16 protein-coding genes are annotated in these 14,102 nt (G+C 68.5%); 9 read left to right on the forward strand and 7 right to left on the reverse strand.

All coding sequences use genetic code 11. The features are described from left to right. Positions 1 to 29 precede the first annotated feature (29 nt). Both SK854_RS04785 and SK854_RS04790 read right to left on the reverse strand, forming a co-directional pair. Positions 30 to 1,241: an MgtC/SapB family protein gene (locus SK854_RS04785; RefSeq protein ID WP_319973744.1), complete on the reverse strand. Its 1,212-nt coding sequence runs from the start codon at positions 1,239 to 1,241 to the stop codon at positions 30 to 32. Positions 1,242 to 1,245: 4 nt separating this feature from the next. Next, positions 1,246 to 1,461, reverse strand: coding sequence for a DUF1918 domain-containing protein (locus SK854_RS04790; protein WP_319973745.1), 216 nt, complete (start codon positions 1,459 to 1,461; stop codon positions 1,246 to 1,248). Positions 1,462 to 1,605: 144 nt separating this feature from the next. Here SK854_RS04790 and SK854_RS04795 point away from each other — a divergent pair, with 144 nt between their 5' ends. Together SK854_RS04795 and SK854_RS04800 are read left to right on the forward strand one after the other, a co-directional pair. Next, positions 1,606 to 2,052: a universal stress protein gene (locus SK854_RS04795; RefSeq protein WP_319973746.1), complete on the forward strand. Its 447-nt coding sequence runs from the start codon at positions 1,606 to 1,608 to the stop codon at positions 2,050 to 2,052. 803 nt (positions 2,053 to 2,855) lie between these two features. After that, positions 2,856 to 4,535 carry a TIGR04141 family sporadically distributed protein gene (locus SK854_RS04800; protein WP_319973747.1) on the forward strand — a complete coding sequence of 560 codons (1,680 nt, stop codon included), beginning with the start codon at positions 2,856 to 2,858 and terminating at the stop codon, positions 4,533 to 4,535. On the opposite strand, the gene SK854_RS04805 is transcribed toward SK854_RS04800, so the two are convergent. From SK854_RS04805 to SK854_RS04815, 3 genes are read right to left on the reverse strand one after another with little or no spacing between them, the layout of a single operon-like run. Further along, positions 4,532 to 5,407 carry a universal stress protein gene (locus SK854_RS04805; RefSeq protein WP_319973748.1) on the reverse strand — a complete coding sequence of 292 codons (876 nt, stop codon included), beginning with the start codon at positions 5,405 to 5,407 and terminating at the stop codon, positions 4,532 to 4,534. The two genes, SK854_RS04800 and SK854_RS04805, sit on opposite strands and share 4 nt — an antisense overlap. Beyond that, positions 5,407 to 5,973 (reverse strand): CBS domain-containing protein, encoded by a 567-nt coding sequence (locus tag SK854_RS04810; RefSeq protein WP_319973749.1) that lies wholly within the window; start codon positions 5,971 to 5,973, stop codon positions 5,407 to 5,409. The genes SK854_RS04805 and SK854_RS04810 overlap by 1 nt, the downstream gene beginning before the upstream one ends. 26 nt (positions 5,974 to 5,999) lie before the next feature. Beyond that, positions 6,000 to 6,692 carry a hypothetical protein gene (locus SK854_RS04815; protein WP_319973750.1) on the reverse strand — a complete coding sequence of 231 codons (693 nt, stop codon included), beginning with the start codon at positions 6,690 to 6,692 and terminating at the stop codon, positions 6,000 to 6,002. A 124-nt stretch (positions 6,693 to 6,816) separates the two neighbouring features. Between SK854_RS04815 and SK854_RS04820 the strand changes: the two genes are divergently transcribed. The 3 genes from SK854_RS04820 to SK854_RS04830 all read left to right on the forward strand — a co-directional run bounded on the left by SK854_RS04820 (position 6,817) and on the right by SK854_RS04830 (position 8,062). Beyond that, positions 6,817 to 7,086, forward strand: a complete 270-nt coding sequence (locus tag SK854_RS04820) for a DUF1876 domain-containing protein (protein WP_319973751.1) — start codon at positions 6,817 to 6,819, stop codon at positions 7,084 to 7,086. A 10-nt stretch (positions 7,087 to 7,096) separates the two neighbouring features. Continuing rightward, a complete protein-coding gene (locus SK854_RS04825) occupies positions 7,097 to 7,327 on the forward strand; it encodes an SHOCT domain-containing protein (RefSeq protein WP_319973752.1) in 231 nt (76 codons plus the stop codon). A 78-nt stretch (positions 7,328 to 7,405) separates the two neighbouring features. After that, positions 7,406 to 8,062, forward strand: a complete 657-nt coding sequence (locus tag SK854_RS04830; protein ID WP_319973753.1) for a response regulator transcription factor — start codon at positions 7,406 to 7,408, stop codon at positions 8,060 to 8,062. On the opposite strand, the gene SK854_RS04835 is transcribed toward SK854_RS04830, so the two are convergent. Next, complete coding sequence (locus tag SK854_RS04835) at positions 8,059 to 9,732, reverse strand: sensor histidine kinase (RefSeq protein ID WP_319973754.1); 1,674 nt, start codon at positions 9,730 to 9,732, stop codon at positions 8,059 to 8,061. The two genes, SK854_RS04830 and SK854_RS04835, sit on opposite strands and share 4 nt — an antisense overlap. A 141-nt stretch (positions 9,733 to 9,873) precedes the next feature. Between SK854_RS04835 and SK854_RS04840 the strand changes: the two genes are divergently transcribed. The 3 genes from SK854_RS04840 (at position 9,874) to SK854_RS04850 (ending at position 12,284) form a co-directional block, all read left to right on the forward strand. Then, positions 9,874 to 10,872 (forward strand): Acg family FMN-binding oxidoreductase, encoded by a 999-nt coding sequence (locus SK854_RS04840; RefSeq protein ID WP_319973755.1) that lies wholly within the window; start codon positions 9,874 to 9,876, stop codon positions 10,870 to 10,872. Between the two features lie 190 nt (positions 10,873 to 11,062). After that, positions 11,063 to 11,755, forward strand: a complete 693-nt coding sequence (locus tag SK854_RS04845; RefSeq protein ID WP_319973756.1) for a universal stress protein — start codon at positions 11,063 to 11,065, stop codon at positions 11,753 to 11,755. After that, positions 11,703 to 12,284, forward strand: a complete 582-nt coding sequence (locus SK854_RS04850) for a hypothetical protein (RefSeq protein ID WP_319973757.1) — start codon at positions 11,703 to 11,705, stop codon at positions 12,282 to 12,284. Before SK854_RS04845 ends, SK854_RS04850 begins: the two co-directional genes overlap by 53 nt. Here SK854_RS04850 and SK854_RS04855 read toward each other — a convergent pair. Next, positions 12,232 to 13,368, reverse strand: coding sequence for a lycopene cyclase family protein (locus SK854_RS04855; RefSeq protein ID WP_319973758.1), 1,137 nt, complete (start codon positions 13,366 to 13,368; stop codon positions 12,232 to 12,234). The genes SK854_RS04850 and SK854_RS04855 overlap by 53 nt on opposite strands. A gap of 108 nt (positions 13,369 to 13,476) precedes the next feature. Here SK854_RS04855 and SK854_RS04860 point away from each other — a divergent pair, with 108 nt between their 5' ends. Then, a complete protein-coding gene (locus tag SK854_RS04860) occupies positions 13,477 to 14,085 on the forward strand; it encodes a hypothetical protein (RefSeq protein ID WP_319973759.1) in 609 nt (202 codons plus the stop codon). The last annotated feature ends 17 nt before the right edge of the window (positions 14,086 to 14,102 follow it).

A 14,102-nucleotide genomic window follows, 5' to 3' on the forward strand; every position in this document is an offset into this window, starting at 1 on the left:
CCGCACGGCGTGGGACTTTCGTCCTCGCCCTACCAGGCCATGCCAAGCGCCACCACGGCGACGACTGGTGCCAGCCACGCACCGAGCCGCAGCGCGAACCGCGGCCCGCCGGTCACCGCGGCCACGATGAGCTTCACGACGGTGTTCGTGGCCAGCGCGGCACCAACCGCCAGCACGGCGATGTGCAGCGGAATCGACTGCGGGGCAAGAGAAGCTGCCGCGATCGCGGCGGCGTGCGCATCCGCGAGTCCACCAAGTGCGCCGGCCGCGACCACTCCCCCGCCACCAAGCCAGTCCGCGGCCGCGCGGGTGGCGACGAGGAACAGCACGAGGATCGCCGCGAGTGCGACCGCTGCCCGCAACGACATGGGCCTGCCCGCGTCGAGCTCCTCCTCGGCCGGGCCCGGTCTGGTGCGCCACACCAACCAGGCCACCTCGATGGCGAGCACAGCGGCACCCGCGCCCACAGCGGGCAGCAACCTCAGAGCGACCGGCGGGCTCGCGATGGTGGTGACGGCGACGATCTGCACGAGAGTCGCGAGGTTCACCGCCACCGCGCCGGGAAACACCTCCGCACCGACAGCGCGGTACTTGCGTCCCATCACCGCCGTGGTCGCCGAGCCCGACACGAAACCGCCGGCGAACCCGGCGACCAGCAGCCCCCAACGCTCTCCGAACGCCCGCGCGGCGACGTAACCGGCCCAGCCGATCACCGTGACCGCGACGACCAGCCACCACACCCGCGCCGGGTTCAGCACCCCGTACGGCCCGAGCGGCCTGTTGGGCAGCAACGGAAGCACGACGAACGCCACCACGAACAGGACCATCGCGTCACGCACGTCCTGGTCGCTGACCACCTTGCGGGCGAACCGGTGCAGCGGCCGTTTCGCGGCAAGAAGCACCGCCACGACGACACCGGCGGGCACCGCCAGTTCAGGTCGTTGCCACGCGAGCGCGCCCAGCAGGAACGCGATCACCGCGGCGATCTCCGTCGTCGCGCCGGGTTCGGCGGTGCGGAGATACCAGGCGATCACGAGCGCGGCCACCGCTCCGAGCGCGACGCCCATCGCCATCGGCGACAACGCGGCACTCACCGCTCCGGCCAGCGCGATCAGTGGAAACGTCCGCGAGCCTGCGGGCCGGATCGAGTCCTCCGCGTTGTCGTGCTCACGCTCCACACCCAGCAGCAGCCCGATGGCGAGCGCGGTCGCGAGATGGATCAGTGCGGTGGTGGTGTCCACCTGGTCACCCGGCACGCAGGCGGGCGGCCTCGTCCTCAGCCGTGATCACGTGCGCGTCCGGCCCGGGAAACACCAGGCCCTCGTGCCCGGTGTCCAGCCACCGCACCACGTACGGCGGTGTGCCGTCCTCGTGCCGCAACGCCACGATCTGCCCACGCCGCCCACCGCGGTCGACGACCGCGCCTTTCACGACCAGCCAGTCGTTCACCTTCGCCTTCATGGCATCGCCCTTCCGCTCGGTGCCCCAGCGTTCCTCCGGGAAGCCGGGGTGAGCAGTGCGAATGGTCTCGGCCGGCTCGTGACGTTCGTCCCTGCCGGCAGCCCGCTCCTCGCGCGACGCTCGTCACGAGTGATGGAGGTAGCGATGAGGACACCTGTGATCCTGGTGGGCGTCGACGGTTCCCCCGAGTCGCGCGCGGCTTTGCGGTGGGCGCTGGAAGAAGCACCGCACCGCGGGGCCCGAGTGGAGGCGATGCTGGTTCACCAGCAGGAGCCCGCGTTCGTGCCGGCCACGTCGATGGGCTTCAACCCGCACGGCGAGATGCCGCAGCGGCATCCGGCCCGCGAACTCCACGACGCCGTGCAGCACGTCCGCGCGACCATGCCCGACGCCCCGGACGTCACTGAAACCGTCGTGGTGGGTGACGCGGCGGACCACTTGGCCGCCGCGTCCAAGCACGCTGAACTGATCGTGATCGGAAATCGGGGTCGCGGAAGAGTGGCGGAATTCGTTTCGACTGGCGTTACCGCGGATTGTGTCCGCCACGCGACTTGCCCCGTTGTCGTGATTCCGTCGAAGAGGCGCAGCTAGAGGCCCGACCAGACGAGATCAGACGGCCGCAGTTTGGCCTGGACCATTCAGGCCGAACACAAGCAGAGCGCGCTGGGATGACATGCGGTAACGCCTGAGCCGATGCGAACGACATCAGCTGGATCGCAGGGTTGCCCTCACCTGCGGTGAACGGTCGCCCATCCGGAGACCGGGGACACTCCAAGCCGGAGCCAGTTGCTCACCCAGAGTGACTTTATGTCCATTCGCCGCGAATTTCATACTCAAATTGGCCACTACTTGTCCATTCCCCAGCCCGGACAAGGTTGTCGAAGCAAGCCGTATAAGCGTTCGCTTTTCTTTCCGACCGACAATGGACCGATAGTCCCGGCATACCGTCGCGCTCAATCGCCTGACCGCTCGGCGCCCATTTCAAACCGCTCACCGGACAGAGGCGATCCAATGGTCAAGAGCATCCGTTGGACTCAGTCATGCTTGATCGGGTCACGAGGCGCACAGCCCCGTGACACACAAACGCGACCCCCTGTTGGAGCAGGAGGCCGCGTGAAGTTCCACCGGCAAGACCCTGGCCTGACAACCAGAAACAGTCGGAGGAGCGCGCGCTGAGTCTAGGGCTTCGCGTGTGCGCAGACCTAATCACGATCAGGTGACGTTGCCGCTCAAACGTTCGACGTCTCCTGTTGTCCACAGAGGACCGTTGCAGGCCTGCCGCACGAGCGTCCGTCGGCGTGCGTTCCCCCGGCGCACAGCCAGATTCGGCGCGACGACGATGCATCCGCTGTCACCACCTGCTCGTCGTCCATGGACGATTGGACGTTCTTCCCTTGGCAAGGCAGCCAAATCCCACCGCGGTGACCACGGTCTACCGCTTCCCCGCGAGCCAGCAGCGCCTCAACGACTACCTGAAGAAGGTCGAGGGCGTCGAGCTGAAGGTCGACGGCGAACTGACGGTCGCGGGCACGCGCACCTACGTCGTCGCCGGCGTGCGGGAGAACGAAGATCCCCACTGGGTCAGGCACTTCACTCAGGTCACCAGCCTGGACGTCGACCTGACCTCCACATCTCCGTTCGCGCTCATCGTCGTCGAGATCGACGAGAAGTGGGTCTGCGCGGTCACGTGGGGCACGTCGGGCAGACACCTGCTCGACGACCTGCTGCTCGATGACGACTTCGGTCTCGACTTCGGCATCCGGCGCATCGATCCCGCGAAGCTCAAGCTCGTGCGGAGCAACCTGCTCGACGTGTCGGCGCGCGGCATGGAGATCAGCTTTCCGTCCGGCAGCGCGCTGTCGGGGTTCCCGCTCGAGCCCGCGGGCGAGCTGGTCAGCGGTATCGAGGGGCCGGCGGACATGACCGGCCTGACCTACGCGACCGCCACCGACGGCAAGTCCTGGCAGATCAGGGCGGGTCGGTCGTTGAGCATCCAGCTGGGCCGGTCGCCCGAGGACTTCATCGCCGATCTGCGCATCATCTGCGCCATCGCCGACGAGGACGTCAGCGGTGCGCCCTTGCGGCGCATGGCCGAGGTCCGCCCGGTCAGCGACAACGACGCGATGATGTCCGAACTGGAGTCCCGGCTCGCCGCCGCGCTGGGCGGCGACCCGCAGCACGGGCCGCTGGGCCTGTGCTGGCCCTCGTCGGCGCTGGGTGAGATCGGCCAGGCGAACTCATACGTCACCAGTCGCATCGGCAGGATCGACGTGCGCGTGCTCGACCCCGCGTTCGAGGTCGAGGAACTGGTGGAACCGTTCGCGCACCTCAACACGGGCGAACGCGTCACCTGCCTGCGCGACGCGGAACTCACACCGTGCGCGGACGAATTGGGCACGGATCCGCTCACCCGGTCGATCCCGATGATCAAGTGGATCGCCTTCGAGACACCGGTCAACGGCAGGACGTACTGCCTGCACCAGGGCAAGTGGTACGAGATCGGCAAGGAGGCGGTCGACCGCGTCCGCGCCCAGGTCGCCGAACTGCTGCAGAACAAGAGCGCGCTCTCGTTCCCGCTCTGGCGGCCGTCCGGGAAGCAGACGGACGAGCACGACTACGCCGCGAAGGAGGTGGCGAAGCAGCCCGGTTATCTGTGCCTGGACAGCAACTTCGCCCGCACGCCCATGCACCCACGGTTCGAGCTCGCCGACGTCATCGGGCCGGGTGACGAGATCGTGCACATCAAGTGGCTAGCCCGTGCCACGGCCGCGAGCCACCTGTACACGCAGGCGCAGGCCTCGGCGTGGGCTCAGCGGTTCGAGCCGGAAGCCATGCAGCAGCTCCAGGACAAGGTCCGCGTGATCGATCCGAACCGGGTGATCACCGACCGGCCGAAGGTCGTCGTTCTCGCCATCGCCGGACGGCAGTGGCACGTGGACGAGCTGTTCTCGCTGTCGCAGGTGAGCTTGCTGCGGCTGAGTCAGGAACTGCGCAACCTCGGCGTGGAGCTGCAGTTCGCCGACATCCCCTTCGTGCCGAAGCAGAAGGGGAGGTCGGCGGGCAACGCAGCCTAGTCTGGGCGCACGATGGCCAACGGGCACGGCGAGTTGTAGACGAGTGCCTGACTCGTCGAGCCGAGCAACATCCCGGCGAACCCGCCGTGCCCGTGGCTGCCCACCACCAGAAGCTGCGCCTCAGAGCCGTACCGCATCAACGCCCGCACCGGCCGGTCCCGGACTACGACCCGGTGCACCTGCACATCCGGGTACTTGTCCTGAAACCCGGCAAGTCGCTCGGCGAGCAGTCGCTGCTCCGCCTCCTCCACCTGGCCCCAGTCCACGGTGAACCGGGAGGCGGTGTAGGCGCTCTCGATCATGAAGTCGTGCCAGCACATGACCACGGTGAGCGGGGCATCGCGCATCGATGCGGTCTCGAAGGCGAATGCGAGGGCGGCTTCGCTCGTCGGCGAGCCGTCGACACCGACCACGACAGGTCCGGTGGGGAACTCAGTCCCGCGCACGACGACCAGCGGGCACTTGCCGTGCGATGCCATGGCGATCGCAGTAGAACCAACCAACAGGCCCGTGATGTTGCCGAGACCCTGGGAGCCGAGCACCATCAACCGCGCGTTGCGCGACTCCTCGATCAGCATGGTGATCACACCGTCGCAACGCAGCTCAGTCGTGATCTCAACCTCGGACGCCACGCCCCTGGCCACCGCAGCGGCGTCGCTCAGCCATCCCCCGGCCTGTTCCTCAATCGCGCGCCGGATCTCCTGGCCTGTCAAGATGATCTCCGGATAACCGCGCAGTGGCAGGGAGTACGCGTGCACCAGGCGCAGCGGCGCGTGGTGGCGGGCGCATTCGGCAGCGGCCCACTTCACCGCGAACAGCGCCGACGAAGAACCGTCGACACCGACCACGACCGGGGCAGCAGGACCCTTCATCACTTTCCTCCTGTCAGCACACGCACACGGAGCACGCCGGCAACCGAGCCGGCGAGGGCGGTGAGCACGCGTTCGGTGTCCTCGTCGGGTTTCTCCGCGCCGATGACGGCCTCGCCGTCGCGAACGACGACTGTCCACTTGCGACCGCCGCCGTAGAGGTCGAGCACGCGCTGCACCTCGGCCGACACGGTGGTGTCCGCTCGAGCGAGAACGCGCACGAGGTCGCGCCGTGTCACCACACCGGCGACCTGCGAGCCGTCCAGGATCGGAACGCACCGCACTCGCTCGTCGAGCATCACCCGCGCGATCACCTCGGCCCAAGCATCGACGTCCAGCGCGAACGCGGGCGCGGTCATCACCTCGGCCACCTTGCTGCCACGGGACTCGTCGACGTACCCGTTGCGCAGCAGGTCCGCCTCCGTGACGATGCCGACGAGCCGCTTGTCGTCGTCGACCACCGGCAACGCGGTGAACCCGTGCGACACGAGCAAAGCCGCGGCCCCGCGCACGGGCACCTCCGGCTTCACCGTGATGGCCGGACTGGTCATGATGTCGCGAGCACGCATGGCGCGCCTCCCTTCCTCACTCGAAGCTAGGAGCTGGTCACACCGGCGGACGCGGCCACAGGTCCCGCACCGTCCGGGTCCTTGGCACCCACCAGCAACAGGGCCTGCGGGAAACCCGCGAGCTCGTGATTCTCGATCAGACCCGCACGCCACTCGGGCCGGTGCAACAGGTGCACGACCGGACGAACCCGCACGCCGGCCGAACGGCCCTCCAGCACAGCCGCCTGCAACGCCGCTCCACCCCGCACGTGGTCCTGACGCCGGTCGCCGACCGTGACCACGACCAGCGTGCGGTCGGAGACCGGATGCAACTCGGTGCCGGCCCAGTGGTTGGCCGCCACCAGGTCGCGGGCCAGGCCGTCACCGTGGGCCGCGGCAGCGCGGACGGCGCGATGAGAGTCGATCTCCTTCTGCGTCGGTGGTTGCCTGCGGTCCGCCTTGACGATCGCGATCAGGTCCGGGTTCGCGTGGTCGGAGGGGAACACGACCTTCATGTGCCAGCCGAGCATCCGGCCGGCGAGCACGACGTGCTCGAGTGCGGCGCCGCAGGTGAGCAGTCGGTCCATGCCGAGCGGGTCGTGCGACGACTTGTGCGCCACCTCGTAGAGGTAGACCGAACGGCCGTGCAGCTCCAGCACCCAGGGGCGACCAGGGCTGTAGACGGGCGCTTCCCGCGCTGTATCCACGATTTCCGCCGACTCTGCGTTGCTCCACCTCATACCCCGACGATCCAGCCCACGGCACCGCCTCGGACAGAGCGGAGGTGCTCGCCACGCTCGGGCCCTTGGACTCTGCGTCCGGGCGGGCGAGGCGTACCAACCTGGAGTCTCTGAAGGAGGCGCGATGAGCACCGCCAAGAAGTGGACCATCGAGATCCACATCGACGAGCACGAGGCCAAGACCCGTGCGGAAGCCCGTCTGCACACCGCGGACCCGACGCACCTCGTCGGCGTCGGCTACGCGCGGCTCAACCCGAAGGACACCGACATCCCGGAGATCGGCGACGAACTCGCCGCGTCACGTGCGCTGACGGACCTCGCGCACCAACTGCTCGACGCGGCCGCGAGCGACCTCGAAGGCGTCACGCACACGCCTGCACAACTGACCGAGTGAGGAGGAAGCCATGTACCCGTACTACGGAGGGTCGATGGGCTGGGGCGGCATCGTGATGATGACGCTGGGCATGATCGTGTTCTGGAGCACGCTGGGCGTGGTCGCCATCGTGCTGCTGCGCAGGGCCGAGGCGGCACGCCACGACGGCTCCGCACTGCGCATCCTGCAGGAGCGGCTGGCCAAGGGTGAGATCGACACCGAGGAGTTCGATCGCGTCCGCAAGACCATGCTCGCTCGTTGATCAGAGTCTTCGGACCTTGCGCTAGGCCATCCGGCCGGAGGATGGTTCACCTGAGCAAATCGACGAGAGGTGGGCGCGGTGGTCGCGAGAGTCTTCCTGGTGGACGACCACGAGGTGGTCCGCGTCGGCATCAGGGAGCTGCTCAGCGCCTCGCCCGACCTGGAGGTCGTGGGCGAGGCGGGTTCCGTCACCGAGGCGTTGACGATGGTGCCCGCCGTGGACCCGGACGTGGCGGTGCTGGACGTGCGGCTGCCCGACGGCAACGGCATCGAGCTGTGCCGCGAGCTGATGTCCCGGATGCCGGACCTCAAGTGCCTGATGCTCACGTCGTTCACCGACGACGAGGCGCTGTTCGACGCGATCATGGCCGGCGCGTCCGGGTTCGTGCTCAAGCGCATCCTCGGCACCGACCTCACCGCGGCGGTGAAGACCGTCGCGGCCGGACAGTCCCTTTTGGACGCCCGATCGACGGCCGCGCTGCTCAACCGCATCCGCCGCGAACGAGAGCAGGGCGACCCCGTGCGCGCGCTCACCGAGCAGGAGCGGACCGTGTTCGACCACATCGGCGACGGCCTGACGAACCGGCAGATCGCGGACAAGATGTTCCTCGCGGAGAAGACCGTGAAGAACTACGTCTCGCACCTGCTCGCCAAACTCGGCCTCGAACGCCGCACCCAGGCCGCCGTACTGGCCTCACAGCTGCGCAAACCCACCCACGACAACGAAACCGGCTAGTCCAGCGGAACCCGCCACGTCACCCGCGTACCACCACCGGGCTCCTCGCCGACGGTGAGCGCGCCGTTCAGCTCGACCGCGCGCTGCTCGAGATTGCGCAGACCGCTGCGGGCGACATCAGGCGGCATGCCCAGGCCGTTGTCGACCATCGAGATGACCAACGCGTCGCCCGCCTCGATGGTGAGCGTCAGTTCCGTGGCGTGTGCGTGGCGCAGCGCGTTGCTCACGGTCTCGCGCACCACCGCCTCTGCGTGGTCCCCGATGTAGCCGGGCACGAGGCTGTCGATGGTGCCCGACATCCGCACCGCCGGACTCAGTTCGCCGTCCTCGGTGAGCTCGGCGACGACGTTGAGCAGCCTGCGCCGCAGACCGGTGTCACCGGAGTCCGCCTGCAGGTCGAAGATCGACGTGCGGATCTCGAGCACGGTCTGGTCGAGCTGGTCCACCGCCTTCGTCACCCGCCGACGCGCCTCCGGGTGAGTCACCCACGTCAGCGCGCCCTGCAGGCTCATGCCGGTGGCGAACAACCGCTGGATCACGTGATCGTGCAGGTCGCGGGCGATCCGGTCGCGGTCCTCCAGCACGTCCACCAGGCGCTTGGCGCTCTGGTTCTCCGCGAACTCGATCGCGACCACCGCCTGGTCGGCGAACGAGGCCAGCAGCGGCATCAGGTCCGCGCCGAACGGGGCGGAGTCCTTGTCTCGAGTAGCCAGCAGCACCCCTGTCACAGTGGTGCCCGCGCGCAGCGGGAGCGCGACCGCAGGCCCCACCTGCGTGGACAGTTCCCCGAACTGCCCGTCGACGCTTTCGATCATCGACGGCGCGCCGGTCTCCAGCACCTGCACGAGCAGCGGAGCGTCAGCCGGGAACTCCAGGGGAGCCGACTGGTCGCCCGCCTGAGCGAACTTGACGAGTCCACCTCCGCCGGCCAGCAGCACTGACGCCCACGTGGCCGACGCGAGTTCGACGGACCTCTGGACGATGAGCTGGACCGCGTCCTCCGCCGACGCCCCGCCGAGGAGCTGAGCGTTGATCTCCGCGGTCGCCTCGAGCCACCGCTCACGCATCCGCGACCGTTCGAACAGGCGGGCGTTCTCCACCGCGACACCGGCCGCGGCGGCCAGCGCCTCCAGCACGACCTCGTCGTCGGCGGTGAAATTGCCGCCGCCGATCTTCTCCGTCATGTACAGGTTGCCGAACACTTCGTCGCGCACCCGCACCGGAGCACCGAGGAAGCTGTGCATCGGCGGATGATTGGCCGGGAAGCCGACCGACGCCACGTGCTCGCTCAGGTCGTGCAGCCGGATGGTTCTGGGGTCCTTGATGAGCAGCCCGAGCAGACCCTTGCCCTCCGGCAGGTGTCCCATGTGGGCTCGGGTCTCGGGATCGATGCCGACGTGGACGAACTGCGACAGGTTGTGCCGCGAACCAAGCACACCCAGCGCGCCGTAGCGGGCTCCCACGAGCTCCACCGCGGCCTGCACGATGCGCTGCAGCGTGGAGTCCAGCTCCAGGCCCGCGCCGACGGCGAGCACCGCGTCGAGCAGGCTCTGCATCTTGTCCCTGGTCGAGCCGATCTCGGCAAGCCGCTCGCGCATCTCGTCGAGCAGGTCGTCCAGGCGCAGCCCACCGAGGAGGCTCTGCGACGGTCTGTCCACGGGATCCGGCATGGATCAAGACTTCCACGCGCACCGGGCAACGCCAAGTGATCCCGGTGAGTTCGGGACCTTCGACGGTGGGACCTCCCTGCCACGGCTCACAAGGTGGAACGACAACACGTTCTGGTGAGCAACACGATGGGGTGAAAGGCAATGGCCGAGGTGACCGCAGCACTGGGACTGGGGCATGAACAAATCGAACAGGTGCTCAGGACCGCTTCGCTCGCACCGTCCGTGCACAACACCCAGCCCTGGCGTTTCCGCGTACGACCCGATCGCATAGAGCTGCACCCCGATCCCGAGCGCAGGCTGGCAGCCACCGATCCGGATGACCGCGAACTGCGTCTGTCGTGCGGTGCGGCGCTGTTCAACCTGAGACTTGCGTTGCAGGGTCTCGGCGTGCGCCCGCTCGTGTCGATGCTGCCCGGTCAGGACGCGCCAGGAGCACTCGCGATCATCCGCCGGGGCGGCACGATCAAGAACGACCAGGAGAACCGCGCCCTGCTCGACGCGGTGCCACGCCGCCGCACCAACCGCCGGCCGTTCCTCGAAGCCGCTGTCGACCCCGGGCAACGCCACGCACTGGTCAGAGCGGCCGAGTTGGAACGCTCGTGGCTGCACGTCATCACCACGCCAGAAGAACGCTCCCGGCTCAGGAAGTTCGTCCAGCAGGCACACCAGATCCAGCTGCCCGACGAGGGCGTGCAGGCGGAGCTCGCGGCGTTCACCGGTCACCGGCCCGACGCTGTGGACGGCATCCCACCGACGTCAGCAGGCACGCGCCCAGAACCGCAGGACGAATGGACGTTCCGCGACTTCCAGGGCGGCGAACGCCATCCCGGCAAGGACTACGAGTCCGACCCGCTCGTCGTGGTCCTCTGCTCGCACTACGAGGGCTCGCTCGGCGAACTGCAAGCCGGCCAGGCGATGCAGCGCGTCCTGCTCACGGCCACCACGCTCGGGCTGTCCGCGTCGTTCCTGTCCCAGCCGGTAGAGGTGCGCGCCGTCCGCGAGGATCTGCGGCGTGCACTGGGTGGCCTGCTCGTGCCCCAGACGGTGCTGCGGCTCGGGTTCAGCACGCCGGTCCCGCCCACACCGCGACGCCCGCTGTCCGAACTGCTGGTGAAGCCGAACGAACACGCCGAACGCTAGACCTGCACGCGCTCGCCGCCAGTGGGTCCACGGCGATCCACCGTGCTCGGGCTCCAGCCGCCGCGCCGGCGCTGCGAGGGAGCACCCCCCGCAGCGGGCAGCGGGCCCTGGAGCCGCGGGACTTTGGTCCTGCGCGACTCGACTCCCCTCCGCCCTGTCCCGCGTGACCGCGGTACGCGATCGTCGAGGCATGGAACCAGTCGTGGTCATCGAAGATGGCACCGGACGTGACGCAGACGCGCTGAAGTGGGCCACAACCTACGCCCAGCTCATCGACACCGGCCTGGAGATCCACGGCCCGCACGACGACTTCCGGGCGCAGCTCGTGGTCGTCGGCTACCGAGGCCACTCGAACTCGCCGCTCGGTCTGGGAGACCACGTGCTGCCGCTGCTGGCCAAGGCCCGTTGCGACACGGTCGTTGTGCGCGGCACGCCTTCCGCTGTCGGCGCCGAGCACCGCCGCATCACCGTGTTGGTGAGCGGCGGCACTGATGACGACCACGTGCTGCAGCGCGCCGCCGACTTCGCCCGGCGACTGGGCACCTCTATGCGGGTCCTGCACGCCGCACCGGTGCCCCCGGTCGGTACCGGGACAGAGGTGAACCACTCCGACGTGCTCAGTCGCGCGGCGGCAACGCTCGGCGGGGTGCCACACAGCGCGGTACTTGTCCGCGCGCAACCGCACGAAGCGATCGCCCACTGCATCGACACCGACCTGATCGTCGTCGGCTCCGGCGAGTCGCACGAGAACGGTTCCGTGACGAGGGCGGCGTTGCACCACGCGCCGTGCCCGGTTCTGGTCGTACACCAGCCTGTTCTGGAGGAAGTTCATGGTCACGACGCCATCCCCGCTCCTCGCCGATCGGTTCGCACCGAGGCCTGAGTTCGGCCGCACCGATCTGATCGTCGTCGACGCCGACCCTGCGACCGCCTGGAAGTCGTTGCGCGGCCTCGATCTCACCGAACTACGCGGTGGCCTCGCGGCGTTGGCAGTGTGGGTACGCGATGCCCCCGAACGGGTGCGCGGGCGTCCGGCCCGCACACCCACCAGGCTGACGTGGAACGACCTGGACGCCGGCACCGACTGGATGATCCTCGGCGAGAATCCCGGTCAGGAGATCGTTCTCGCCGCAGTCGGCAAGTTCTGGCGGCCGGTGGTGAAGTGGATGCCGTGCGAGCCTCGTGACTTCCCGGACTTCGCCGAACCCGGCTACGGCAAGGTCGTGTGGTCGTTCACCGCACTCCCCTACGGCGACCGCCGCACCTTGTTCTCCTCCGAGATCCGCGTGACGCTGACCGATCCGCGCGCGTGGGTGAGTTTCCGCCGCTACTGGCGGATCAGCACACCCGCGATCGCCCTTATCGCACGTTCGGTGCTGCGGACGGCCAAGAACGACGCCGAGCGGCCCTGAGGTACGTCGCCGCGGGCAAACCGGCGAACAGCCGCAACTCCTGGGCCGGCGTCGTCGCCTCGTCGAGGAAGCGCAACGCCGGCTCCGCGGTGCGAAAGCGGAACAGAGCGCCGAAGGCTCGCTCCAGCTGAGCGGGTTCCTTGGTGATCACATCCAGCAGAACGCCGTCGAACATCCGGAACCGCGCGGGTGACACCGGTAGCTCGAACGGATGACCGTTGCGGCGCAGGGACTCGGCGATCGCCTCGCTGTCGCGCTGGATCCGCTGATAGGCGTAGCCCGTGGAAGCCTTGAGCAACCCCGCCTCGGCGCCGATCGTCAGCACGCCGCTATGCCTCCGCGGCACCTGCCTGGAACACAGTGGAAGGGCGGCCTGCTCGTCTCGCTCGATCTCATGGCCACCGGTTCCGACGACCTCGGCGAGGTACTCGGCGAGCGCTTCTTCTTGCGCTGCTGGGTCTTGCTCCGCGCCTGGCACCGTGAACGAGGTGTGCTCGACCAAGGCGTGATGTGCGTCGACGGGCAGCACGTAGACGAAACTCGCGCCGTTGACCTGTGATGTGCGGAAGTCGAACAACGTCGGCGTCTCCGCGTCGAACGCGGCGCGTTCGCTACGCACGTGCCAGCCCCGGAAGATCAAACGCGCATCCTCAGGTGCCGGCTCGGCGGTTCCGGCCACGCTGTCGAACACCCACCTCGCCCGCATGTGCTGCCCGTCGACGATCACACCGCCGTCCTCGACGCGGTCCACGTGTCCAGGATGAAAGGTGAAGTGCGGCAACGGATCGGTGAATCTCCGGACCACGGTCAGCAGGTCGTCTCCCCGGACTACCCGGTACCGGTAGTGCCCCAGTGGCAACACCGTCGTCCGCCCGCCGACATGCACCCTGACGCGGTCGAACCACCGCGACGCGGCGGCATCCAGCAGCCCTGGCCGGTCGCTCCAGGACGCCCAGGCCATGGCGCTGAGCGGACGGCTGCCGTCGTCGACCACGACCACTGGATGCCGGTGATCTGTCACCGCGAGTTGCGCGGCGAGACTGAGCCCGCTCACCCCTCCACCAGCGATCACAATGCGCGTCATGGCCACCACACTGGCCTGGCAGGCCTCTGTCGAACACGGCATTGCGCACCATCCAGATGAGGACGTTCGTCCCTGCGCTCAAAACAATCCGAGGCGCAACGTTGACGGATGACCACCACCGAACTGGCCACGCGCGGCATCTGGCAGTCCTGGTTCCGCTGGACGACGGCAGGCGAGTTCGCGGGCTTCCTGGCTCCGGCGCTAGTCGGCGCACTCACCTCGTCGGCGGAGCTGCTCGTCCTCGCCGGAGTCATCGAGGGCGCCGTGCTCGGCGCGGCTCAGGCTGCCGTGCTTCGCCGGGTGTTGCGCGCACCTCAGTCGTGGGACTGGATCGGTGCCACCGCCATCGCGGCCGGTTTCGCCTGGGCCGTCGCGATGATCGCGGTGCACAACGGGGAACGGCTCAACTCGCTTCCACTGGTGGTGCTGCTCCCTCTCGCCGCGGTCGCGGGCACGGGCGTGCTGCTGTCGATCGGCGTCGCGCAGTGGTTCGTCCTGCGCGTCCACGTCCATCGATCACACATCTGGGTGTTGGCCAACGCGCTGGCCTGGAGCGTCGGCCTCGGCGTCTTCTTCGCAGTCGCCACGCCCTTGTGGCAAGCCGGTCAACCGCCCGCTCTCATCGCGCTCATCGGCGCGTTCGCCGGCCTGCTGATGGCCGCCACGATGGCCGCGATCACCGGTGCCGCGCTCGTCCACCTCGTGAAGAGAGGCTGATGTGAGCCCGAAGTCGC

Source organism: Lentzea sokolovensis (assembly GCF_033949975.1).
In the GTDB taxonomy this organism is placed as follows: domain Bacteria; phylum Actinomycetota; class Actinomycetes; order Mycobacteriales; family Pseudonocardiaceae; genus Lentzea; species Lentzea sokolovensis.